The following is a 21,862-nucleotide window of genomic DNA, read 5'->3' on the forward strand; positions in this document are numbered from 1 at the left end:
CACCAACCCAACGATTTCTTGTGCACGGTCCCTTCTAGAAGAGAAAGATTCTCCTACTTAATCTGGATTAAATGCTTTTATGACAGGCTATTGAGAGTTAATACACCCTGAAATAGGTAGAAAATCTAATGGTCTAATTCCTCATCACGCAGGTGATGTTGTAGGGGGGCCGATCCTCTCATTTCAGTAAGGTCCGGAGGGGGACGATGAAGACTCCTGTGGGATAAACATGATCGGTGAGACCCCGGAAAGCGAAGCTTGAGGAGGCTCAGCACATGCGCACGGAAAGCGAAATCGTCCCCCGCAGGACCTTCACGGCAAACCAATATCTCGAAACTGAGTTTTCAACTAAACGGCCCTATTGCGTAATAAACCTTTTCTAAAAAAATCCACAACTGCGCTTAACAGAGCTTACGAATAACAATGATTGAAACGTTTGGACAAGGTTAAATAACTTACATAAAAACAGGAACCTTCCTGAGGAGGAAGAGTTCCTTATCTTCTGTGCTATAAGATAAAAATCCAGATGAGAATAATAGAGAGGACAAAAGTAATGGAATAAATAACCGTAAGCATAGGTATGCTCGAATTATTAGTTTCGTTTTTCAGACTATCTGTTTCATTTTTGGAAGAGCTTTTCTTCTCCTGTTTGGTCATTTCCTTAGCAATCATGATTGTGCTGACAAGGGCTATGATGGAAACGATGATCACCACTGCATAATAAATCGGGTACATAGATATCCGCTCCTATCACTCATACTTACTCCTATTATAAATTATGATGAAGTTTGCCGCGAAACATTCACGCTCTCCAGTATGCTTTCATACTGGATCCTTACACGCACGAAGGATTATCTTCATCTTTTATGATGCTAGAATCATTTCCGTGAACGTCTCTTTTAAATCTAAAGAATCCTTTTTGTTCTAATACACGTATTCTGAATATAGGTCTTTGAGAGAGGAATGATCTGCAGGGAGGTTTACCCTGGTTATCATAATGAATCCCCATCAGGCAGACGGATGGGGATTCGCTTAGGTCCTTAATGTTCTACAGCTGCCTCGTGTTCTCCAGGTGTTTCGTGCTCTGTCTGTTTTGCCCGTTTAACGAAAAGGGAAACGAGAAATCCGATAGCAGCTAAAGAAAAGGCAATAAAGTAAACCAGTTCAACACCGGCGACAAGTGCTTGGCTCATGACCGTTTCAGATTCAGGATTTTGTGCATTGTTTAAATAGCTTTCCTCTCTCGTAGTCATCAGACTGATGAACACAGCAACTCCTACAGCACCGGATACGGGCTGTAGAGTATTCATAATTGCCGTACCGTGAGGATAAAGACGTTTAGGAAGCTGATTCAATCCGTTCGTCTGAGCTGGCATCATAACGGCCGATATGGAGAGCATGAGTAATAGGTAGCTAAGTACGATCCGCCAAATGGGTGTATCCATACTCACTTGGCTCAAGGAAAACATGGTTCCCATCAGGATAGCTGTCGCTGGGATAATCAGCAGTCTCGGACCAAACTTATCAAAAAGTTTTCCCATTACTGGAGACATGAGACCATTCAATAAAGCTCCTGGCAGCAGAATAAGTCCAGCTGTTGCAGCAGGGAGAGCGAGTGGTCCCTGCATATACATCGGCAGAATGATTTCGGAGGAAAACATCGAAACCATTACAATGATGAATAACACAAGACCAATGGTGAACATGGGATATTGGAATACACGTACGTCAAGAAGCGGTTCTTCAAGTTTCAGCTGGCGAATTGAAAAGAAGATGAGGGATACAGCCCCCGCTATAATCATGGCCAGCACCTGGGGATCAAGGAAACTCGCTTCTCCTTCTCCAGCCGAACTAAACCCAAGTACAATCCCGCCAAATCCGACAGTGGAAAGTACAATGGAAAGTATATCGACTTTAGGCTTCGTAACTTCTCCTACATTTTTTAAAAACTTATACGCGAATGCAATTGAGAATAGAGCAAATGGAATAACGGTAATGAACAAATATCTCCATCCTAAATACTCTACGATAATTCCTGATAACGTTGGACCAATCGCAGGCGCAAACATAATGACAAGTCCAATCATACCCATAATCGCCCCGCGGCGTTCTGGTGGAAATAGCAGCAGGAAAGTGTTAAATATAATCGGAATTAATAATCCTGTTCCAACTGCCTGCAGCAGTCTGCCAGCAAGCAGAACACCAAACGAAGGAGCAGCAGCACAGATTAAAGTCCCAATCGTAAAAATAGTCATCGTCCCAAGAAACATTTGTCTCGTGGTAAACGTTTGAAGCAGCAGGGCGGATACAGGAATCAGTATTCCCATCACCAGCATAAAGCCGGTAACCATCCACTGTACCACAGGAGCGGTAATATTAAATTGTTCCATTAATGTCGTCAAAGCAATATTCAAAAGCGTTTCATTTAAAATAGCAAAGAACGCCCCAATAATCAGTGAAATCATAACGGGTTTTACATTAAAGTCAGGATCGTCGGCTAAAAATTCATATTTGGTTTTATCGTCCACAAGTAAGCCTCCTTTTTTAGCAGTCACAACCTATTATTATAAAGGAAGAAATGGGGGAGCGATAGTAAAAGTACTTTACACCTACATATGTTCAGGAGCCTCAATACCTAGCAGACTGAGCCCGTCTTTTAGAACAACGGTAAAGACGTAAATAAGGGTTAAACGAGCATTCTGCTGGTCATTCTGTAAGATTTTTGTGTCCGCATAATACTTATTAAAAGCCTTCGTTAGCTCAAGCAGGTATTTAGCGATAATGGAAGGATCATGATTTGTATTGGCTTTAAAAACCATCTCTGGATAATGGCGGACCCATTTCACAAGTGGCCAGGCAGATTCTTCTTTGAGAGAAGCGTCTGCTGTTTCTATGTGAAATCCTCCTTTTTCTAGCAGTGAGCGTCCTCTGACATAAGCATACTGCAGGTAAGGAGCAGTATTTCCTTCAAAAGTCAGCATGGCTTCAAGCGAGAACTCTATATCATTGCGGCGATCGTGCTTTAGGTCGTGGAAGATCACGGCTCCAACACCGACTTGTTTCGCAATTTCCTCCTTGTTTTGTAATTCGGGATTTTTCTCTTCAATGTTGGAGGCAGCTTGTTGTATAGCTTCGTTCAGTACTTCCTCAAGCAGGATCGTTTTCCCTTGACGGGTGGACATTTTCTTTCCATCTGTGAGCACCATACCAAAAGATATATGCTTAAGTTGATCTGCCCAGTCAAAGTCAAGTTTGCGTAATACATGCTTCACTTGCTCAAAATGTAACGATTGTTCATGTCCTACAACATAGAGAGCTTCTTCAAATTTATATGTCTGATAACGATCAATAGCAGCCGTTAAGTCTCTTGTCGCATAAATGGATGTTCCATTGCTTTTCTGGATCAGGCAGGGAGGAAGCCCTTCTTTATCAAGACGAACCACTTGGGCACCTTTAGATTCTTCAAGCAGTTGTTTTTCCTGCAACAGCTTCACCGTTTTGTCCATTTTGTCATTGTAGTAAGCTTCTCCTCGAGTCAGATCGAACTCAATACCGAGAAGTTCATAAACCTTATCGAATTCTTCAAGGGATACAGCTTTAAACCATTTCCACAGCTTTAGTGCTTCTTCGTCCTGCTGCTCCAGTTTCTTAAACCATTCCCTTCCTTCTTCAATTAAGGAAGGATCGTCTTTTGAGGCCTGATGAAAATGGACATAAATTTTCGTAAGTTCCTTTAAGGGATTCTCTCGTACCTTCTCATCATTGCCCCAGTGCTGGTAAGCAGCAAGAAGCTTTCCGAACTGCGTGCCATAATCTCCTATGTAGTTAATTTTCACGGTAGTATAACCGCATTTTTTAGCCAGATTAGAGAGAGCACTTCCTATAACAGTAGAGCGGAGGTGTCCCATAGAAAAAGGTTTAGCGATATTCGGTGCAGACATATCCAATACGACCGTTTTATCTGTGCCAATGGAGTGGCTTCCATAAGAGGATGGATCGGTAAGTACCTGCTTCATGGTTTGCTCCGTCACAAAAGCCTGATTTAGAAAAATGTTAATATACCCGCCTGCTGTTTGAACTTTTGCGAATAGATCATGTTTGAGCTGCGGTGCCAGCTGAGAAGCGATCTCTTTGGGATTTCTTTTAAAGAAAGAAGCCAATGAAAAACAGGGAAAGGCTAAATCCCCTAAATGCGGTTGTTTAGGAATTTCAATTTTGTCGTACACCCATTCTCTTGAAAACTGTTCACCTAGAAGATGGGATAGCTGTAGAGCCAGAATGTGCTTTTCCATTTATAATTCCTCCTTCAATTAAAAAAAACTCGTCTCCTGAAAGAGACGAGGTTTAAACTCGCGGTACCACTCTTATAGCTATAAAGCCACTCGATATTGTTAACGGGGACTGCCCCGGCCCATCCCTACTTCATTCAGGCAGGCTTCTCAAAAGTCCGGTTCACTTACGGAGCTAGGTTCAGGCTCGCACCATCCCTGAATCGCTTGACCTTTCACATAAGCTACTCTCTTTTTTCCTGGAATTTAAATAATTTTAGAAAAGTATAGCGGATGTAGGATTGATTTGCAAGATAATTATGGAATAACAATGGATGGTATGGGAAAAATATCAGGGAAATGAGGTGTGTGTTATGGACTGGATTTGGAAAGCCATACTGATTATCATCGTAGGTACGATCATCCTTAGAATTGCAGGACGCAAATCGATATCTCAAATGACGCTGTCCCAGACCGTCATTATGATCGCAATCGGGTCTCTGTTGATCCAGCCGGTGGCCGGGAAAAATGTGTGGGTTACCTTCGGCGTAGGTGGAGTGCTTGTACTAACATTAATTGCTATGGAATTTATGCAAGTGAAATTCGACTTTATGGAAAAATTTCTAACAGGAAAATCTAAGCCGGTGATTGTAAACGGTCAATTAAATGATCAGAACTTAAAAAAAATGCGGCTGACCGTTGATCAGTTGGAAATGAAATTAAGACAGCAAAGCGTTACCTCAATTCAGGACGTAAAATCAGCGACCCTCGAACCTAATGGTCAGATTGGTATAGAACTGAAAGAAAATTATAAACCAGCTACCAAACAGGACGTAGAAGAAGTACGGAAAGAATTAATGGCTTTAAAGAACCTGTTAGGATCGAATACGGCTTACCAGACACCGCAGACAGCACAATCAGCAAACATTTTTCAGGAAGTTGAAACGAAAAAAAACCAGAAGGATATTCCGGACCGCCTGCAGTAAAAGCGTTTTTTAACACATAGGCAGAATGAAAGAAACTCTGGTTAAATCTTGGTACAATAGAAACAAGTTTAATTAGAGGTGAGTTATTTGAATTCCTTACATTCATTAGAATCTATTCAATCGTTTATTAATCGTGAACGATTGTCACTTGTTTATATATCACAACCGAATTGCTCCGTCTGCCACTCGTTAAAACCACAGGTCGAGGAGTTGCTGGAGGAATACCCTGGCATATCATCTGTCCATGTGGACGCAAGCGAAGTACCTGAAGCAGCCGGACAGTTCTCTGTGTTCTCTGTTCCGGCAGTTCTTGTTTTCTCTGAAGGTAAGGAGCTGTTTAGAAAGGCACGCTTCGTACCACTTGGAGAACTGAATCAGCAGCTGGTGAAGTATAATCATTTTATTAACGAATCTTAAGCAGAAAATTATAAACTTACGGGCCCCATAAGCCCGTAAGTTTTTTTGTGCGAATTTATTGAAACACTCTTAGGAAGGAAGAGAAGGGGGCTGTCTTTTGAAAAGGTTCCATTAAACGTTGTAGATAATATCTGATACAAGATACTCCACTAAAGAGCCGGATACTGTAAGACTAAGTTTCGAGATAATTCGGGTCCGTTACGATATGTGGATAAGGGCTGGTGTGGAAATAACTCGCTTTCCTATGGGGGAACGGTGAGCTTCCTCGCTCGTTTCACTCCCTGCGGGATCTCACCTAGTTCCTTCTCCCATGGGAGTCTCGTCATTTCCCCACCAACCCAGCCCAATAAGAATAACTGACACTTTTATAAGAGAGAATGCTCTCCTTTTTAATCGGTCCTAAATGCTTTTATGACAGGCTATTTCACATCGTTATAGCATAAGAACAGCCTCATGAGCACATGCATTTTTCTCATTCACTCGTTGATGTCTAAAGGGTTTTGAGTTTCTGATCTGGCTAGGGCCGGAGGGGGAAGATGAAGACTCCTAGGTTAAAAGCGGAAGCACCTTGGTCAGCGTCGTATGGACTGGACTGAGCTGGCGGAGATAAAGAAAACACGAAGAGCGGAGCGATTCGATGTTGCCTTATCGTACAGAAGTGAGGGAAGTCTCACTAGACGCTAGGTGCTGGAGCTGGATAGCTCTCCATGTCGTTTATGTTCTGATATTTGAATAAGACAAAATAAAGTGTAAGAACAGGATGAACATGATCGGTAAGATCCCGGAAGGCTGTGAAGCCCGAGGAAGCTTACCACATATAAGAAGTTCGACTAGGATCGCCAAGTCCTGTGGCAACGTCGAACGACCCTGCGTCGTGCAGGGCCGGAAAGCGAAATCGTCCCCCGCAGGACCTTCCTCATAACCAATATCTCGAAACTTAGTCTTCCACAAACGGGAGCTTACCTGGACCAAGCAATACAGAGATTTAACAGAGTTAATGAAAAAGCTATAACCCTTGCCCTGATAAGTTTTTAGAATATTTCACTAATTCATATTATTGGGTTTTATATGGGAATTCTTAAAAAATCAGTTCGCAAATACAGCTGTGAGAAGCCATTATTTGCGATGAGAAGCGATGAGACGAAAATATCTCGCGGTGAAACCGTTTACACTAACTAATTGGCTCTTATAGACATCATTTGGTAAATACCCCTTGATTCAATTTTTGCCAGTGTTATGATGAAAAACGTCATAAAGAAAGCGAACAAAAAATACGAACGGGAGAGATTAACTCAAATGATCAAACAAACGATTGCTTTTCTAGGTGCAGGCTCTATGGCTGAAGCTATGATTTCAGGTATGGTTGAATCCGGGAACATTTCAGCAGATCAGATCATTGTAACCAATCGAAGTAATCAAGATCGATTAAATGAGATTAATGATAAATATGGTGTACGTACAGTATTAAAAGATGATTTAGACTTTTCACAAGTGGATCAACTAATTCTGGCTATGAAGCCAAAAGATATTGATGCCGTACTTGAAGACTTACGTTATAAATTAAATCCGAATCAAGTACTTGTATCCGTGCTCGCTGGCATTTCTACTTCCTATATGGAAGACCGTCTCAATGATGGTCAGGAAGTTATTCGAGTGATGCCGAATACATCCAGTACGCTTCGCGAATCAGCAACCGCAATGTGCCCTGGCCACTATACAGACATGGAAAATGTTCTAGTGTCTAAGGCTCTCCTACAGTCTATTGGAGAAGTTTTCATTATTCCAGAGGATAAAATGGATGTCTTTACCGGAATTGCCGGAAGCGGTCCTGCTTATTTCTACTATTTAATGGAGCATATTGAGGAAACTGGCCGTGCAGAGGGGATGGATTCCAAAACACTCAGGGAAATAGGAGCACAAACCCTGCTCGGTGCAGCAAAAATGATGCTGGAGGGCGAAGAAAGCCCAGCGGAACTTCGTAAAAAAGTTACCTCTCCAAACGGTACGACAGCGGCTGGTCTTGATGCACTGGAAGAAAGTGGCGGCGGAGACGCGATCTCAGCAGCTATTAAAGGTGCAGCCGGACGCTCGAAAGAACTCAGTAAAGAAATAGAAGGCCTGTTAGTAGGCAGTAAGTAAATAGCAGTAAATAAATAACTCGATGCAATACGTTAAATAGGAGTGATATGTTGACTCAAGATAAAAAAAGGGTAGTTATAAAAATAGGAAGCAGTTCATTAACCAGTTTGCACGGTGAAATAAGCCGTCGGAAACTCGAAAAACTAGTAGATGAAGTCGTCCAATTAAAGGATGATGGCCACGAAGTATTACTCGTATCCTCGGGTGCAGTAGCGGCAGGCTACCGTAAGCTCGGATGCCTGGAGCGTCCAAGCACTTTACCTGAAAAACAAGCCGCCGCCTCTATTGGTCAGGGATTATTGATGGAATCGTATTCCGATCTATTCCTGTCTAATGGTTATATCGGCTCCCAAATATTAATCACACGCAGTGATTTTTCTGATGAAGATCGTTATAACAACGCTCGTAATACTATTAACGTATTGCTTGAACGCGGAATTATCCCCATCGTAAATGAAAATGACACCATCACCATCGACCGGTTGAAATTCGGTGACAACGATACATTGTCCGCTAAAGTAGCTGGACTTGTCGATGCTGACCAATTAGTGATCTTATCGGATATAGATGGTTTATATGATGCAGATCCTAGAAAAAATGAGGATGCTGAACTTCTCAATAAAGTCCACGAAATCACCCCAGAGATTGAAGCAGCAGCTGGCGACCCAGGAAGCGCCGTCGGTACAGGAGGCATGAAATCCAAAATAGACGCCTTTAAGATTTCTATGGCTTCCGGAATATCTTCCTTCTTAGGAAAAGCAGGTACCGACAACATTGTTTATGATGCTGTCTACCACAACGCAAGAGGAACATATTTCGAAACTGCACCGGAAACGGAGAATCTCGACCAGAAGAAACAATGGATCGCATTTAACTCCGGTCCTGAAGGCGAAGTCATTATTGACCATCGTGCTAAAGAATCTATTGTAGAAATGAAGAGAAGCTTGCTTCCTATGAATGTGCACCACGTAAAAGGACGTTTCAAACAAGGTGCCGTTGTGCGTATTCATGATTTAGAAGGCGAAGAAATTGGTCTAGGCGTAGTGAATTATTCCTCAGAGCAAATGAAGGAAATGATTACTCTAACAGAACCTGAACTCGAATCTTATGAAAAAGCAGCGATTGAACGTAAAGATTTTGTCTGCCATTTAGACGTAGCCCTGCCCGCAGGAGTTTAAAATAATCAAGGAGGTCTTTGATGACACTAACAAAAGATAATGTGAACGTTGAAGAACAAGCGATTGAAGCGAAGAAAGCGTCTAAGAGTTTAATGATTCTTTCCGATAAGGAAAAGAACGATGCTCTTCACCATATCGCGGATGTTCTGGAACGTGATTTCGAAACGATTCTTGCAGCAAATGAGAAGGATTTACGAAACGGAAGAGAACAAGGTTTTACGGAAGCTTTTATGGATCGACTTTCTTTATCACAAGAGCGAATTCGAGACTTTGCACAAGGCTTACGGGATGTAGCTGAACTTGAAGATCCGACTGGTAAGAAGCTCTCAGACTGGACGCTTGAAAACGGTCTTCAAGTTGAGAAAGTTACCGTGCCCCTTGGTGTGATTGGCATGATCTATGAAGCTCGTCCAAACGTAACTGTAGACGCAACCGGTCTTGCGCTTAAATCCGGCAACGCGATCGTGCTGAAAGGCGGATCCTCAGCCATTAATTCTAACCAGGCAATCGTGGAAGTTATCCACAAAGCCCTGGCGGAAACAAAAATCCCACAAGAAGCCGTGCAGTTTATCGCGTCCACAGACCGTGCCGCAACAAACCAGCTTTTCACAATGAAAGAACATGTCGACGTACTCATCCCACGCGGCGGAGGTAAACTGATTCAGGCAGTTGTGGAAAACGCAACGGTTCCTGTGCTTGAAACAGGTGTAGGAAATTGTCACATCTATATTGATAAAGATGCCGATGTGGAAAAAGCCATCAGCATCCTTGTGAATGCTAAAACAGACCGTCCTGCCGTTTGTAACGCAGCAGAAACCTTAATTGTTCACAAGGAATGGCTGGCTCAACACAGTGAAGAGCTAATTAGTGCTCTGAAGAAAGAAAACATCCACGTACATGGAGACGAGCATGTCCTTACTATTATTCCAGACGCTGTGCCTGCAGGTGAAGATGACTGGAAAAATGAATATTTAAGTACAGATATCGCTGTGAAAGCTGTCGACGATCTTGTAGATGCTATTGCGCATATCGAAACGTACGGCACAAAACACTCAGAAGCCATCGTCACCGAAAATCAGGAGGCGGCTGATAAATTTTTAGCTATCGTAGACGCAGCAGCGATCTACCACAATGCTTCGACTCGATTTACGGATGGAGGCGCTTTAGGTTTCGGAGCAGAAATCGGCATTTCCACACAAAAATTACATGCCCGTGGTCCAATGGGTCTTCCAGCACTTACGACTGTGAAGTTCCTTATGAAAGGTTCGGGTCAAATTAGATAAAATAAAGTATAACATGAGAAGGGACTCCTAATGAGGGGTTCCTTTTTTTATATTTGAATGGGATGGAAGGACTATTCATAATCACTTTAGGTATTTCCGTAGATTGTCTTTTCATATATAAACAAATGATATATTGAAAAAAACCCTCTATTAAGAAGAGGGTTTAGAAGTATATACAGGATCACGGTCAATCGCTTGAGCAAGAGTAGGGGTTATCGATATTTGGCCAAAATCGATGCCCAACTGGACAGCCGTATGAGCAATTTCAGGACGGATGCCTGAAAGGGTGGTAGAGACTCCGATCAGCTGCAACCCGGTGATCAATTGAAAGATTTGGTGAGCTACCATTGTATCGACCAAGTACACACCTGACAGATCAATAAAAAGCTGGTCAATTCCTTTATCGGTGCAACCTTTTAAGGTGTTGTCCATAATGGCACTGGCCCGTGAAGAATCAATATCTCCAACAAGGGGGAGCAAGGCTCGTCCATTTGAAAGGTCAATAAGGGGGGAGCTAAGTTCATTAATCGTTTTTTGTTGTTTATCTATCCGTGTATCAAGTTGATTGGATTTTTCTTCAACTACTCGCATCGTTACGATATCAAATGCTTTAATGAGTACCTCTTTCCATCGATCGATCTGCTCCTGAGTATAAACATTATCGGATACGGCAATAAACTCTTTGATAAAATACAAATATTGATCACGAACTCGTAAGAATTCTCTCATAATAAGGTAGGTAGGCGTACTCAGATGTTCCGGATCACTGGCTATTTTCATAACCCAATCGTCAAATTCTTCAAGGAACTGATCCATTGGCTGAATAAAAACCTTGCATAAGTGCTGATGAAATTCAAAGTTTTGCCCTTTTAGAGTTTCAATCACCTTAGGATCTTTAGAGGCGTAAACCCCTCTAGGATCGCTTTTATCCAGGGACTCGTACCATTGCTCAGTTAAATCTTCGGCTTTATGCAACAAAAAATCATGCAGTTCTCTATTTCTTTGCATTCTATTACTCCTCTCATACCGCTAAGCTGTCATCATTTCTTGTGTGTGGAAAAACAAGGAATCCTTATGGAGTCATTATAATACATTTCAAAAGTGAATAGAGAATTATCGGTAAATTTAATTATAATTCTTATAAAAGAAAGAGGGTTTGTAAAAGATTTGTCGAATATAACATTAATTTAATATGTGGAGGCGAAAAGCATGACAATGAGAGAAGTATTATTAGAGCAACTAGCCGCCATTTATGACGAAAACAACTGGTTTGTCTGCTATGAAATGTCTATTCAGGATTTAGAAGAGTACCAGGTTCACGAAAGACCGGATGACGAACAAACCCACTCTATTGCAGAACTCCTCAATCATCTCTACTTTTACAACTACCGTTATTTATGCCGCTTCAGGGGGGAGGAAATAGATGAACTTCCCAGATACTACGATACGTTCCAGGATCATGGCACTCTGTCATGGAGACAGGTAGCTGCCAGCAACAGCGTCGTTTTATCCGAATTTCGTAAAGAAATTAAGCGATGCAGTGACGAAAAGCTTGAGAAATGGGGGGGCACCCTGTCTCACCTTTTTATCCACAATGCCTATCATATCGGTCAGGTCGTTCATATACGCAAACAATTCGGCACGTGGAGTCTTTCGCCGGTGGTTAGAGGTTAAAAGACTTTGCGGACCGGGTGTGTTTTTTGCTGAAGCTGGTTTAAGAACAGGTTGTCCACTTATTATTTGAAAATAAGCCAGGGATCCTTCCCTGGCTTATTCCTATTAACCTTCGCGTACATGCATAGGAGCAAAGTCAGCTTCTGTTACAGGGACTGGGGTAGTTGTATCAAGACATGTGATTCCGCAGATGCAGTTAAGGTCAAACGTCATACAGATTCCTGTAGATTTGAATTCCGTAACTCCGTTTACCAAGTCACATACATCTCTTTTGCTGCAATGGCTGTTTAAGCTCATGCTGTTGTTATCAGGTTTAAGCAGCTCAAGTTTGATACAGTTTTTCTTTTCGTCTGTGAATTTAATAGCTTTGAAGATAGGAGTCTCTACGCAGTAGAACGTGTCGTTAATCTTTTTAACACCGCTGGCAAAGAAAGGTTTGCAATCTTCACAGTAAAGAATGAAAGGAATTGTGGTATCCCCGTTCCCTCCTGTAGCAGGACCTACTAGATCACGGATAGACCGTTCACAGCTAACGTCACATTCGTCAGCCATAGCCACCTCTGCTTGAGCATCTAGAATTTTCTTAAGAATGTCGCGTACGCAGTTCCCTTTGTTTGAATGATATGACATTAAAATATCTCTCCTTTTCATATTGATCATTCCTTATCATTCTATGTAAGATAAAGATTAGCGCCTGTACATCTGTCTATTTTCTATAAGATCAATAAAAATTTTAAGTTTCTATAATTTATAGGGCATCTACCAATACAAAATGAAAAAGACAACATATAATAGGGTATCTATAACTAATGGTTATAGATTCATGGTTTACCACACTATGAGATTTTCCCTACGTTTGGACGCAAGCTGTACATTTGCGTCTTTTTTTTGTTCCTAGAAAGATATATAAGCATTGCATGGAAACTGAATAGCTTATTAAACAAAAGGGCCGGATAGTTAAAGACTCGATTTCGAGATAATTTGGATCCGTTATGTTGTTATGGAAAAGGGCTGGTGGGGAAATAACTCGTCTTGTTCCATCACCCCGATAGACACTCGAGTCATAAGGCGCTCATCAACGGATGAAAAAACCACCATCCGTTGATGAGCGCCTTATGCTGGTCGTGTCTATCGGGGTGATTCCACATTTGAACAATTTCCTATGGCCCTACGTCATGCCGGGCCAAATGTGGAGGTGCCTTGCTCAGCCTCGACAAGCTTAAGAACGACCATGAAAGGAAGGGCTCTTCTTCCTTTCATGGTTGGACTTAAGACCTCGAGAGGCTAGGCACAGAAACTAGACTTGAGCTGGCGGAGATAAAGAAAACACGAAGAGCGGAGCGATTCGATGTTGCCTTATCGTACAGAAGTGAGGGAAGTCTCACTAGACGCTATGTGCTGGAGCTGGATAGCTCTCCATGTCGTTTATGCTCTGATATTTGATTAAGACTAAAAAAAGTGTAAGAACGGGATGAACATGATCGGTAAGATCCCTCAGGGCTGTGAAGCCCGAGGAAGCTTACCACATATAAGAAGTTCGACTAGGATCGCCAAGTCCTGTGGCAACGTCGAACGACCCTGCGTCGTGCAGGGACGGAAAGCGAAATCGTCCCCCGCAGGACCTAATTCTCTCAAAAGTCTCGAAACTGAGTCTTCAAGTAATGGGAGTTTATCTGGAATGTCTATAAAGTCTATAAAAAGAGCTGTCAGTTAGACTGACAGCTCTTTTTGTATGACTCTATTTTTTTCGCTTTACGGTTTTATCTTTTATAGTTTTCCAGGCTTTAGAAGAGGTATCGGAAGTCTTATCAATAGCTTCGTTGCCCTTATCAGCTACTTTTTTAATAATATTTCCGGAAGAATCAATCGTTTTACCGAGAAGGCCTCCTTCACCTGTGATCGACTTTATAATCTTGCCTGAAGTATCCACTGTGTTGTGAACAACCTGATTGGCTTCTTTACTGACGTTCTTAATCAAGCTTTCTTTTTGTTCATTTGAGGACTTTCTATCATTCGCGGAGTTTTCATTCTGATGGTCACGCATGTTTGCATCCCTCCTGTAAAGTGTCCTACATCTCATACATATGGGTAAAGCAGAATAATATGACAGATAAAAATGAATACTCACTCATTTCTGTTGAATTTTCAGAATTATCGGTATAAAATGGATATTATATACTAACCGGACAGTATGCTTCCGGGGAAGGGGCAAATCGTTGAATTTTGATTACTCGGAGAATGTAAAAAGATATCAGCAGCAGATCCGAAGCTTTATGGAAGATGAAGTGTACCCAAATGAGCGCTTGTATGAAGAGCAGTTGAACCAGCAGGAAACTCGCTGGTCTTCGGTACCGCCAATAATGGAGGAATTAAAATCAAAAGCAAAAGATGCGGGGCTGTGGAATTTATTTTTACCGGATTCTACATATGGAGCAGGACTTTCAAATCTGGAGTATGCTCCTCTTTGTGAAATGATGGGACGATCTCTTATAGGTCCTGAAGTATTTAACTGTAACGCACCAGATACCGGTAACATGGAAGTTCTTGCTCGTTACGGAAGTGAAGATCAAAAGAAAGAATGGCTTGAGCCTTTATTAGAAGGGGAAATAAGGTCTTGTTTTTCTATGACAGAACCAGATGTGGCGTCCTCAGATGCTGCAAATATTGAAGCGCGGATTGAACGAGAGGGAGACGAATACGTCATAAACGGTCGAAAATGGTGGTCTTCTGGAGCCGGAGATCCCCGTTGTAAAATTGCTATATTTATGGGGAAAACCGATCCGGATGCCCCAAAATATGATCAGCAGTCTATGATTCTCGTTCCTTTGGAGTCAGAAGGGGTCAAAATTGAACGCATGCTTCCCGTATTTGGTTATGACCATGCGCCTCATGGACATGCGGAAATTACGTTTGAAAATGTGCGTGTTCCGGCGAGCAATATGATCTGGGGAGAAGGAAAAGGTTTTGCAATGGCCCAGGGACGCCTGGGCCCGGGGAGAATTCACCATTGCATGAGGCTGATTGGTGCCGCTGAGCGTGCGCTTGAAGAATTATGTAAGCGTGTCCAGAATAGAACGGCTTTCCACCGGCCGCTTGCTGAGCAAGGAGTGATACGAGAGTGGATTGCAGATTCCAGAATTGAGCTGGAACAAGCCCGGCTGCTTACATTAAAAGCTGCTCATATGATGGATACCGTTGGAAACAAACAAGCCAAAACGGAAATTGCCATGATCAAAGTTGTCGCACCGAACATGGCGCTTCGTGTCATTGACAGAGCCATTCAGGCTCACGGAGCCGCGGGGTTAAGTGAGGATTTTACGCTTGCTGCCCAGTGGGCCGGAGCCCGTACACTACGGCTTGCTGATGGACCAGATGAGGTACACCGCAGACAAATCGCTAAGCTGGAATTATCCAAATACGAGGAGTGAGAAGATGCATGTAAATGAATTATTTAATCTGACTGGGAAAACGGCCATTGTAACAGGAGGCGGGAGAGGTTTAGGTGCACAGATTGCCGAAGGATTGGCCGAAGCAGGAGCTAACGTTGTTTTATGCTCAAGAAAAGTAGAAGCCTGCGAGCAGATGGCTTCCAAATTGGAAAGCGAACTTGGTGTAGACACCCTGGCCTTAGAATGTGATGTTACCAATCCATCTCATATTGAAAATGTTGTCGGTCAGACGCTGGAGCGCTTTGGCCAAATTGATATCCTCGTCAACAATAGCGGAGCCACATGGGGAGCACCGACTCTGGAAATGCCGCTTGAGGCGTTTCAGAAGGTCATGAATGTGAATGTAACAGGCACTTTTTTAATGGCCCAAAAAGTAGGAGAAATCATGGTTAAACAGCAGGCCGGAAAAATCATTAACATTGCTTCAGTTGCCGGACTTGGCGGAGCAGACCCAAGGTTTATGGACACTATCGGCTATAACGCAAGTAAAGGAGCTGTTATTACCTTTACAAAAGATTTGGCCGTAAAGTGGGGATCCCATAATATTCAGGTAAACGCTCTCGCTCCAGGATTTTTCCCTACCAAGATGTCTCAAGGCTTACTTGATCAGGGCGGCGATCTTATCCTCGACCGTACCCCGATGGGAAGGTTTGGAACAGATGAAGATTTAAAAGGGGCTGCCCTATTTCTAGCCTCCAGAGCGTCTAACTATGTCACTGGGGACGTTCTAGTGGTGGACGGCGGGATGCATGCGTCTTGCTAAATGGACATCATGATCAGGATTAATAAGGAGGAGTCACTATGAAAGTAGAACAGATAGCCGTTATTGGAGCAGGATCGATGGGTCATCAAATCGCTATGCTGGGAGCATTAGCGGGATTCCGCACGAGTTTACAGGATATTAGCAACGATTCGTTAGCACAGGCAAAAGATAAACTAGCTGACATTATGGACAAATGGGTGGCGAAAGATAAAATTTCGGAAGCTGAGCGAAATGAAGCATTCAGCCGTCTTACTTTTACGACGGACTTGAGAGATGCTGCGAGTGAAGCGGATCTTGTCATTGAAGCAGTGGTAGAGAAACTTGCTGTAAAACGGGAAGTCTTCAGCAAGCTTGATGAGATCGTGCCCTCTCATGCGATTCTGGCAACGAATTCCTCGACCATCGTAAGTTCGTTAATAGCAGACGCAACATCAAGACCTGGAAGCGTGTGCAATATGCATTTCTTCTTCCCGCCTCTGGTTATGGATTGTGTGGAAGTCGTGAAGGGGGAGCATACCTCAGAAGAAACGGCAGCGCTAGCTATGGAGGTGTGTGAACGTATGAATCGCACGGCCGTACTTTTGCAGAAAGAAATTTCAGGTTTTATCGCAAACCGTATTCTCTTTGCTATTCAGAAAGAAGCGATGAGTCTGTATGAGGGCGGATATGCAGACTTTAAGGATATCGATAAGATCACAAAAAAAGCACTGCACCATCCCATCGGTCCTTTTGAATTGATGGATTTATCTGGTATCGACGTCGGATATTACGTCATGCAGCAGCAGTATGAAGAAACCAAAGATCCAAACGATAAGCCATCCAAAACCTTAAGCGAAAAAGTAGAAGCTGGAGAGCTTGGCAGAAAGACCGGAAAAGGATTTTACACGTACGACAACAAAGTCAGGAACTAGAGGGGGGAAGAAGATGCACGAGCATGAAATTACCGTGCGGTTTTGTGAAACAGACTTATTAGGGCATGTAAATAACAACAATTTCTTTGTATATATGGAAGATTCACGTATCCGGTTTTTTGAGGATCTGGGACTTGTGGGAGATGATTGGAATTTCATTCTCGCTTCGATCAAATGTGATTTCTTAAAGCAAGTCTATTTCAATCAAACGCTAACTATAAAAACCAGCGTTACGAAAATAGGAAATTCGAGTTTTCACTTAGAGCAGGATCTATATGAGAAAGAGAGTGGCGATGTGACAGCCAGGGGTTACTCGGTAATTGTGCAGTTTGATTTCAAAAATCATAAGAGCTCTCCATTGACTGAGGAGATGAAAACTAAGCTATCCTCTCATCAGTTAACAGCAAAATAGAAAGGAGCTTCAGCATGCAGGATACGAATGATACAAGAACCGTGCGCCCGGGAGAAGAAATCGATGTCCAGGCGATTGAACAATTCTTACGGAATAATCTTTCCATCCCAGATGGCGAGTTACAGGTCCGTCAGTTTGGAGCCGGCCATTCGAATTTAACTTATGAACTTGCCGTGAATGATTGGCGAGCCGTACTGCGAAGGCCGCCCCTTGGTCCAGTGGCTCCGAAAGCTCATGATATGGAACGTGAATATAAAATCTTAGAAGCCTTGCACCCGGTTTTTCCATTGGCACCGAAGCCATATTTGTTGGGTTCCGAAGATGTATTAGGAGCCCCTTTTTTCATCATGGAACGAAGAGACGGGCTGGTGTTCGATAAAGAATTTCCTGAGGGGGTGGAACCGAGTCGGGATCTCGCCAGAAGAATATCGGAATCCATGGTAGACCGTCTGGTGGAACTCCATTCTATTGATTATAAAAAGACAGCCTTGAAGGAGATGGTGAAGCCAGAGGGATTTATGGAGCGGCAAATACATGGATGGATCAAGCGTTATGAAAAGGCTGAAACGGATGATGTGGTCAGTGGAGAGCGATTGAAAAAGTGGCTGATAGCTCATATTCCGAATTCTGAAGAAGCGGCCGTAATTCACTACGACTATAAGTTAAACAATGCGATGTTTGATCCAGAGGACCCTGCAAAAATGGTTGGCCTGTTTGACTGGGAAATGACGACCGTTGGAGATCCTCTGGCCGATGTGGGGGCTGCTCTCAGTTACTGGATCGAAGCTGACGATCCTGAACTATTGAAAACAGGATTAGGAAAGCCGCCCGTTACAGTAACGGAAGGATTTTATACAAGGCAGGAATTCATTGAAAGATACGCTGAAAAAAGCGGTCGGAATTTAGATGATATTCATGTGTATCTTACATTTGCCTATTTTAAACTGGCTGGAATCATTCAGCAGATTTATTACAGGTACAAACAGGGACAGACGAATGATCCTAGATTTGCGAACATGAATGTTTTTGTAAACAACCTGATTAAGCATGCTGAAGAGACGGCTGGTATTTAAGTATGGGAGACATTCACGTCATTTTCAAAAAAGAAGATATTAAAGAGGATCTTATGGTGGGGAAAGTAGCGATTGTGTTTGACGTTTTATTCGCTACTACAACGATAACAGCAGCCCTTGCGGATGGGGCCTCATCCGTCATTCCTGTCTATGATGCTGCTCACGCTGAAGAGAGGGCGAAAAGCTTTTCTGAACCTTACATTCTAGCTGGAGAAGATCAGGGGCAGGTTATCGAAGGGTTTCATCATCCTCTACGTACTCACTTACAGCCGGTAGTGAAAGGAAAACACGTTATATTAAGTACTACTAATGGAACGGTTGCGTTACAGCGTTCCAGTCAGGCGGATCATTTGTACGCCTCGTCCTTGCTTAACAATCCAGCTATGGCTGCTTTTCTATCTGAGCGACACGAGAACGATACGATTATGCTCGTTTGTTCAGGTTCAAGTGGACATTACACCCTAGAAGATTTCTATGGAGCTGGAAGTCTCATTCATTACTTACAAAAGCAGGGGAACTGGAATTTATCAGATGCAGCTTTGACCGCATGGCTGTTCTATAAAGGAAACCATCTATCCGAAGCCGATCTGCTATGTGAATCCAGAATCGGCCGGATTCTCCTTAAAGCAGGACTGAATCGTAAAGAAATTGAGTTTGCTGCAAGCGAAGGACTATTTTATACCATACCAACCTATGACCCGATATCAGGCCAATTAAAGGAGGGGGATTATGAATCCCGTAAAACATGATGTCCGTGGTGGGGAATTTTTAATTACGGAGAGCAGTCCAGAATCCGTTTTCACCCCTGAAGACCGCAGTGAGGAACATAAAATGATAGCTTCCACGGCTCGACAATTTATTTCCCGGGAAATACACCCGAACAGAAAAGAGCTGGAAGCAGAGAATTATGAATTTGTTTCAGAGAAGATGAAGATAGCAGGGGATTTGGGGCTTTTGAGTCACAGTATTCCAGAAAAATATGGAGGGCTAGGACTAGATAAGATCAGTAAAGGGATCGTAGGTGAGGCTCTCGGAAGTGGGGGCGGGTATAGTGTAGCTCACTCCAATCATACGTGTATCGCGACGCTGCCCATAACCTATTTTGGCACAGAGGAACAGAAGAATAAGTATTTGCCCAAATTGGCCTCTGGTGAGTATATAGGAGCTTATTGTCTCACGGAACCTGATGCGGGCTCGGACGCTCTTTCAGCTAAGACGACTGCTGTTATGAATGAGGAAGGCACTCACTACTTGCTAAATGGAACAAAGATCTATATCACGAATGCAGCTTTTTCCCACACGTTCATTGTTTATGCAAAAGTGGACGGGAAGGATTTTACAGCTTTTATTGTAGAGAAAGACTTTGAGGGGCTATCGATCGGACCTGAGGAAAATAAGATGGGGATTAAAGGTTCTTCCACGTGTTCCGTCATTATGGAAGATTGCAAGGTACCGGTGGAGAACAGACTTGGAGAAGTAGGCAAGGGGCATTTGATTGCATTGAATGTTTTAAATCTGGGTAGGTTCAATCTAGGTTTTGCGACGAATGGAGCAGCTAAACATTGTTTCAAGTTAGCCTTGGAACATACAACAGAAAGAAAGCAGTTTGGCCGTTCCATTGCTGATTTCAGTGCTACTAAAGAAAAAATAGCTCGTATGGCCGCACGTATTTATGAAACAGAATCTCTTCTCTATAGAACCGCGGGTCATGTGGAATCAGCCCTTGGTCATTATTACGATAGTGAGAATCCAAAAGCTGTTGCAAAGGCTATGAATGAACATGCATTGGAATCTGCTATATGTAAGATCAAGGGTTCAGAGACACTAGATGAAGTCGCAGATGAATCCCTGCAGCTCCATGGTGGAGCCGGTTTTATTAAAGAATACCCAATTGAACAAGCTTACAGGGATTCACGTATTAATCGCATTTTCGAAGGGACTAATGAGATTAATCGCTTGCTGATTCCAGGCGTCTTTTTCAAAAAGCTGGGCAAAGGGGAATTTGATGCTCGAACAGTTCTGGAAAAGGCTGAGCATTCTCTGAAAAATAATTTGTTCAAACAAGTGGAGGGTCCTTTAGATAAACTTCAAGAAGCTGTAGAGTTGTTTCGAAATTTATACATTGTAGCAGCGGGCACAGCACTCAAAGTCCACGGTGAGACGATTCAGCACGAACAGGAAATCATGATGAAGCTTGCTAATATAGCGATCGCGTTATATTCAAGTGAATCAGCTGTGCTGAGGACGCTTAAAGCAATTCGCAGCTCAGATCAGGAAGCGGAACTTAAAACGAAACTCGCTTACACCGTGGTAGAGCAATCAGCTCAAGAAATACAACAGGCTTCTTCCTTTCTATTCTCTAACTTGATGAAAGGAGAAGAACGAATAAGGATTATGAGAAATGTCTCCGTTCTGTTAAGTAACTATCTATGGGAAGATTCGATAGAACGTAATCGCGCAATTGCTGAAGTGATGATGGAAGAAAAACAATATATATCATAAAAGGGAGATGGATCGTATGAACTTAGGTAATGATCATTTGAGCGTGGATCTTAATGGACCGGTGCTTTCATGTGTTTTAAATCGTCCCGATGCTTTAAATGCATTTTCAGACGATATGATAGCCGGGTTAAAAGAAGCGATTAAAGAAGCTGAGCAGAATGATGACATTAAAGTTGTTGTATTATCCGGAGCTGGAAGAGCTTTCTCAGCGGGCGGTGATGTGAAAAGTATGGGATCTGGTTCTTCTCAGGAAGTTTACGATCATATCGGAAAGCTTAATGAGTTGATTCTCATGATAAAAGACCTTCCTAAACCAGTGGTTGCGGTCGTACATGGTTACGCAGCAGGGGCCGGTTTCAATTTAGTTCTTGCTTGCGACCAAATTTTAGCTGGAGAAGAAAGTAAATTCGTTCTTAGTTTTGCCCAGGTCGGATTAGTATCAGATGGAGGGGGGCACTACTTCTTAGCGAAAATCTTAGGGCCATATCGTACGAAGGAGCTATTATTCCGCGCAGAACCTATTCCTGTTGAAACAGCTGCAGAATGGGGACTGGTCAATCGCGTCTACCCTTTAGCAGAATTAGAGGAGTCGGCAATGGAGTATGCTCTGCGTCTTGCTAAAGGCCCAGGACGAGCTATGGGCATGATGAAGAAAATGGTGGATCAGGCTGAGAACAAGGATCTGGCTGCTGTTCTTGAACAGGAACGCATTACTCAGACGATGATGGTGACAACCGAGGATCATAAAGAGGGAGTACAGGCATTTAAAGATAAACGTAAGCCAGCTTTTACTGGCCGTTAGGAGGA

The 21,862-nt window shown here is 42.9% G+C and carries 20 protein-coding genes and 1 other annotated feature; of the genes, 14 read left to right on the forward strand and 6 right to left on the reverse strand.

What is annotated here, in order from left to right; translation table 11 throughout:
• Positions 1 to 507: 507 nt before the first annotated feature.
• From ACTWP7_RS00875 to argS, 3 genes are all read right to left on the reverse strand, one after another.
• Positions 508 to 735 carry a hypothetical protein gene (locus tag ACTWP7_RS00875; RefSeq protein WP_443121636.1) on the reverse strand — a complete coding sequence of 76 codons (228 nt, stop codon included), beginning with the start codon at positions 733 to 735 and terminating at the stop codon, positions 508 to 510.
• A 305-nt stretch (positions 736 to 1,040) separates the two neighbouring features.
• Positions 1,041 to 2,465 (reverse strand): MDR family MFS transporter, encoded by a 1,425-nt coding sequence (locus ACTWP7_RS00880; RefSeq protein WP_443121867.1) that lies wholly within the window; start codon positions 2,463 to 2,465, stop codon positions 1,041 to 1,043.
• A 144-nt stretch (positions 2,466 to 2,609) separates the two neighbouring features.
• Positions 2,610 to 4,292: an arginine--tRNA ligase gene (gene argS / locus ACTWP7_RS00885; protein ID WP_443121637.1), complete on the reverse strand. Its 1,683-nt coding sequence runs from the start codon at positions 4,290 to 4,292 to the stop codon at positions 2,610 to 2,612.
• Positions 4,293 to 4,330: 38 nt separating this feature from the next.
• Positions 4,331 to 4,539 (reverse strand) — a binding site (T-box leader).
• A 103-nt stretch (positions 4,540 to 4,642) separates the two neighbouring features.
• On the opposite strand from argS, the gene ACTWP7_RS00890 reads away from it, so the two are divergent.
• The 5 genes from ACTWP7_RS00890 to ACTWP7_RS00910 all read left to right on the forward strand — a co-directional run bounded on the left by ACTWP7_RS00890 (position 4,643) and on the right by ACTWP7_RS00910 (position 10,271).
• Entirely contained in the window at positions 4,643 to 5,254 is a 612-nt protein-coding gene (locus tag ACTWP7_RS00890) for a DUF421 domain-containing protein (protein WP_443121638.1), read from the forward strand.
• A gap of 87 nt (positions 5,255 to 5,341) precedes the next feature.
• Positions 5,342 to 5,671 carry a thioredoxin family protein gene (locus ACTWP7_RS00895; RefSeq protein ID WP_443121639.1) on the forward strand — a complete coding sequence of 110 codons (330 nt, stop codon included), beginning with the start codon at positions 5,342 to 5,344 and terminating at the stop codon, positions 5,669 to 5,671.
• Positions 5,672 to 6,967: 1,296 nt separating this feature from the next.
• Positions 6,968 to 7,810: a pyrroline-5-carboxylate reductase gene (gene proC / locus ACTWP7_RS00900; RefSeq protein ID WP_014642059.1), complete on the forward strand. Its 843-nt coding sequence runs from the start codon at positions 6,968 to 6,970 to the stop codon at positions 7,808 to 7,810.
• 50 nt (positions 7,811 to 7,860) lie between these two features.
• Positions 7,861 to 8,988 (forward strand): glutamate 5-kinase, encoded by a 1,128-nt coding sequence (gene proB / locus ACTWP7_RS00905; RefSeq protein ID WP_443121640.1) that lies wholly within the window; start codon positions 7,861 to 7,863, stop codon positions 8,986 to 8,988.
• Positions 8,989 to 9,008: 20 nt separating this feature from the next.
• Positions 9,009 to 10,271 carry a glutamate-5-semialdehyde dehydrogenase gene (locus ACTWP7_RS00910; protein ID WP_443121641.1) on the forward strand — a complete coding sequence of 421 codons (1,263 nt, stop codon included), beginning with the start codon at positions 9,009 to 9,011 and terminating at the stop codon, positions 10,269 to 10,271.
• 150 nt (positions 10,272 to 10,421) lie between these two features.
• Here ACTWP7_RS00910 and ACTWP7_RS00915 read toward each other — a convergent pair whose 3' ends face one another.
• Positions 10,422 to 11,279 (reverse strand): STAS domain-containing protein, encoded by an 858-nt coding sequence (locus tag ACTWP7_RS00915; RefSeq protein WP_443121642.1) that lies wholly within the window; start codon positions 11,277 to 11,279, stop codon positions 10,422 to 10,424.
• Between the two features lie 201 nt (positions 11,280 to 11,480).
• On the opposite strand from ACTWP7_RS00915, the gene ACTWP7_RS00920 reads away from it, so the two are divergent.
• On the forward strand, positions 11,481 to 11,945 hold the full coding sequence (locus ACTWP7_RS00920; protein ID WP_443121643.1) for a DinB family protein: 465 nt from the start codon (positions 11,481 to 11,483) through the stop codon (positions 11,943 to 11,945).
• Between the two features lie 105 nt (positions 11,946 to 12,050).
• On the opposite strand, the gene ACTWP7_RS00925 is transcribed toward ACTWP7_RS00920, so the two are convergent.
• Both ACTWP7_RS00925 and ACTWP7_RS00930 read right to left on the reverse strand, forming a co-directional pair.
• Complete coding sequence (locus tag ACTWP7_RS00925; protein WP_443121644.1) at positions 12,051 to 12,575, reverse strand: CotY/CotZ family spore coat protein; 525 nt, start codon at positions 12,573 to 12,575, stop codon at positions 12,051 to 12,053.
• A 1,108-nt stretch (positions 12,576 to 13,683) separates the two neighbouring features.
• Positions 13,684 to 13,989 carry a hypothetical protein gene (locus ACTWP7_RS00930; protein ID WP_014642066.1) on the reverse strand — a complete coding sequence of 102 codons (306 nt, stop codon included), beginning with the start codon at positions 13,987 to 13,989 and terminating at the stop codon, positions 13,684 to 13,686.
• 172 nt (positions 13,990 to 14,161) lie between these two features.
• Here ACTWP7_RS00930 and ACTWP7_RS00935 point away from each other — a divergent pair, with 172 nt between their 5' ends.
• Genes ACTWP7_RS00935 through ACTWP7_RS00970 form a run of 8 tightly spaced genes read left to right on the forward strand, consistent with a single transcriptional unit; the run spans position 14,162 to position 21,857 of the window.
• Positions 14,162 to 15,373 (forward strand): acyl-CoA dehydrogenase, encoded by a 1,212-nt coding sequence (locus tag ACTWP7_RS00935; RefSeq protein ID WP_443121645.1) that lies wholly within the window; start codon positions 14,162 to 14,164, stop codon positions 15,371 to 15,373.
• Between the two features lie 4 nt (positions 15,374 to 15,377).
• The gene (locus ACTWP7_RS00940; protein WP_443121646.1) at positions 15,378 to 16,157 is read left to right on the forward strand and encodes an SDR family oxidoreductase; all 780 of its coding nucleotides are present in this window, start codon (positions 15,378 to 15,380) and stop codon (positions 16,155 to 16,157) included.
• Between the two features lie 38 nt (positions 16,158 to 16,195).
• Positions 16,196 to 17,068, forward strand: coding sequence for a 3-hydroxyacyl-CoA dehydrogenase family protein (locus ACTWP7_RS00945; RefSeq protein ID WP_443121647.1), 873 nt, complete (start codon positions 16,196 to 16,198; stop codon positions 17,066 to 17,068).
• A 13-nt stretch (positions 17,069 to 17,081) separates the two neighbouring features.
• The gene (locus ACTWP7_RS00950) at positions 17,082 to 17,480 is read left to right on the forward strand and encodes an acyl-CoA thioesterase (protein WP_443121648.1); all 399 of its coding nucleotides are present in this window, start codon (positions 17,082 to 17,084) and stop codon (positions 17,478 to 17,480) included.
• 14 nt (positions 17,481 to 17,494) lie between these two features.
• Positions 17,495 to 18,553, forward strand: coding sequence for a phosphotransferase family protein (locus ACTWP7_RS00955; RefSeq protein ID WP_443121649.1), 1,059 nt, complete (start codon positions 17,495 to 17,497; stop codon positions 18,551 to 18,553).
• 2 nt (positions 18,554 to 18,555) lie between these two features.
• A complete protein-coding gene (locus ACTWP7_RS00960; protein WP_443121650.1) occupies positions 18,556 to 19,302 on the forward strand; it encodes a 2-phosphosulfolactate phosphatase in 747 nt (248 codons plus the stop codon).
• Positions 19,283 to 21,055, forward strand: coding sequence for an acyl-CoA dehydrogenase family protein (locus ACTWP7_RS00965; protein ID WP_443121651.1), 1,773 nt, complete (start codon positions 19,283 to 19,285; stop codon positions 21,053 to 21,055). The genes ACTWP7_RS00960 and ACTWP7_RS00965 overlap by 20 nt, the downstream gene beginning before the upstream one ends.
• 16 nt (positions 21,056 to 21,071) lie before the next feature.
• Entirely contained in the window at positions 21,072 to 21,857 is a 786-nt protein-coding gene (locus tag ACTWP7_RS00970; RefSeq protein ID WP_443121652.1) for an enoyl-CoA hydratase/isomerase family protein, read from the forward strand.
• Positions 21,858 to 21,862: the final 5 nt, after the last annotated feature.

Origin of the sequence: Halobacillus sp. B29 (assembly GCF_052246755.1) — a bacterium.
In the GTDB taxonomy this organism is placed as follows: domain Bacteria; phylum Bacillota; class Bacilli; order Bacillales; family Halobacillaceae; genus Halobacillus; species Halobacillus halophilus.

What these genes read in the sequence shown, in the direction of transcription:
- ACTWP7_RS00955 (WP_443121649.1), top strand. Translation starts at nt 17,495, where the DNA reads ATGCAGGATACGAATGATACAAGAACCGTGCGCCCGGGAGAAGAAATC.
- ACTWP7_RS00880 (WP_443121867.1), bottom strand. Translation starts at nt 2,465, where the DNA reads ATGATTTCACTGATTATTGGGGCGTTCTTTGCTATTTTAAATGAAACG.
- ACTWP7_RS00950 (WP_443121648.1), top strand. Translation starts at nt 17,082, where the DNA reads ATGCACGAGCATGAAATTACCGTGCGGTTTTGTGAAACAGACTTATTA.
- ACTWP7_RS00910 (WP_443121641.1), top strand. Translation starts at nt 9,009, where the DNA reads ATGACACTAACAAAAGATAATGTGAACGTTGAAGAACAAGCGATTGAA.
- ACTWP7_RS00965 (WP_443121651.1), top strand. Translation starts at nt 19,283, where the DNA reads ATGAATCCCGTAAAACATGATGTCCGTGGTGGGGAATTTTTAATTACG.
- ACTWP7_RS00890 (WP_443121638.1), top strand. Translation starts at nt 4,643, where the DNA reads ATGGACTGGATTTGGAAAGCCATACTGATTATCATCGTAGGTACGATC.
- ACTWP7_RS00920 (WP_443121643.1), top strand. Translation starts at nt 11,481, where the DNA reads ATGACAATGAGAGAAGTATTATTAGAGCAACTAGCCGCCATTTATGAC.
- argS (WP_443121637.1), bottom strand. Translation starts at nt 4,292, where the DNA reads ATGGAAAAGCACATTCTGGCTCTACAGCTATCCCATCTTCTAGGTGAA.
- ACTWP7_RS00945 (WP_443121647.1), top strand. Translation starts at nt 16,196, where the DNA reads ATGAAAGTAGAACAGATAGCCGTTATTGGAGCAGGATCGATGGGTCAT.
- ACTWP7_RS00930 (WP_014642066.1), bottom strand. Translation starts at nt 13,989, where the DNA reads ATGCGTGACCATCAGAATGAAAACTCCGCGAATGATAGAAAGTCCTCA.
- ACTWP7_RS00925 (WP_443121644.1), bottom strand. Translation starts at nt 12,575, where the DNA reads ATGTCATATCATTCAAACAAAGGGAACTGCGTACGCGACATTCTTAAG.
- ACTWP7_RS00915 (WP_443121642.1), bottom strand. Translation starts at nt 11,279, where the DNA reads ATGCAAAGAAATAGAGAACTGCATGATTTTTTGTTGCATAAAGCCGAA.
- proC (WP_014642059.1), top strand. Translation starts at nt 6,968, where the DNA reads ATGATCAAACAAACGATTGCTTTTCTAGGTGCAGGCTCTATGGCTGAA.
- ACTWP7_RS00940 (WP_443121646.1), top strand. Translation starts at nt 15,378, where the DNA reads ATGCATGTAAATGAATTATTTAATCTGACTGGGAAAACGGCCATTGTA.
- ACTWP7_RS00875 (WP_443121636.1), bottom strand. Translation starts at nt 735, where the DNA reads ATGTACCCGATTTATTATGCAGTGGTGATCATCGTTTCCATCATAGCC.
- ACTWP7_RS00970 (WP_443121652.1), top strand. Translation starts at nt 21,072, where the DNA reads ATGAACTTAGGTAATGATCATTTGAGCGTGGATCTTAATGGACCGGTG.
- ACTWP7_RS00960 (WP_443121650.1), top strand. Translation starts at nt 18,556, where the DNA reads ATGGGAGACATTCACGTCATTTTCAAAAAAGAAGATATTAAAGAGGAT.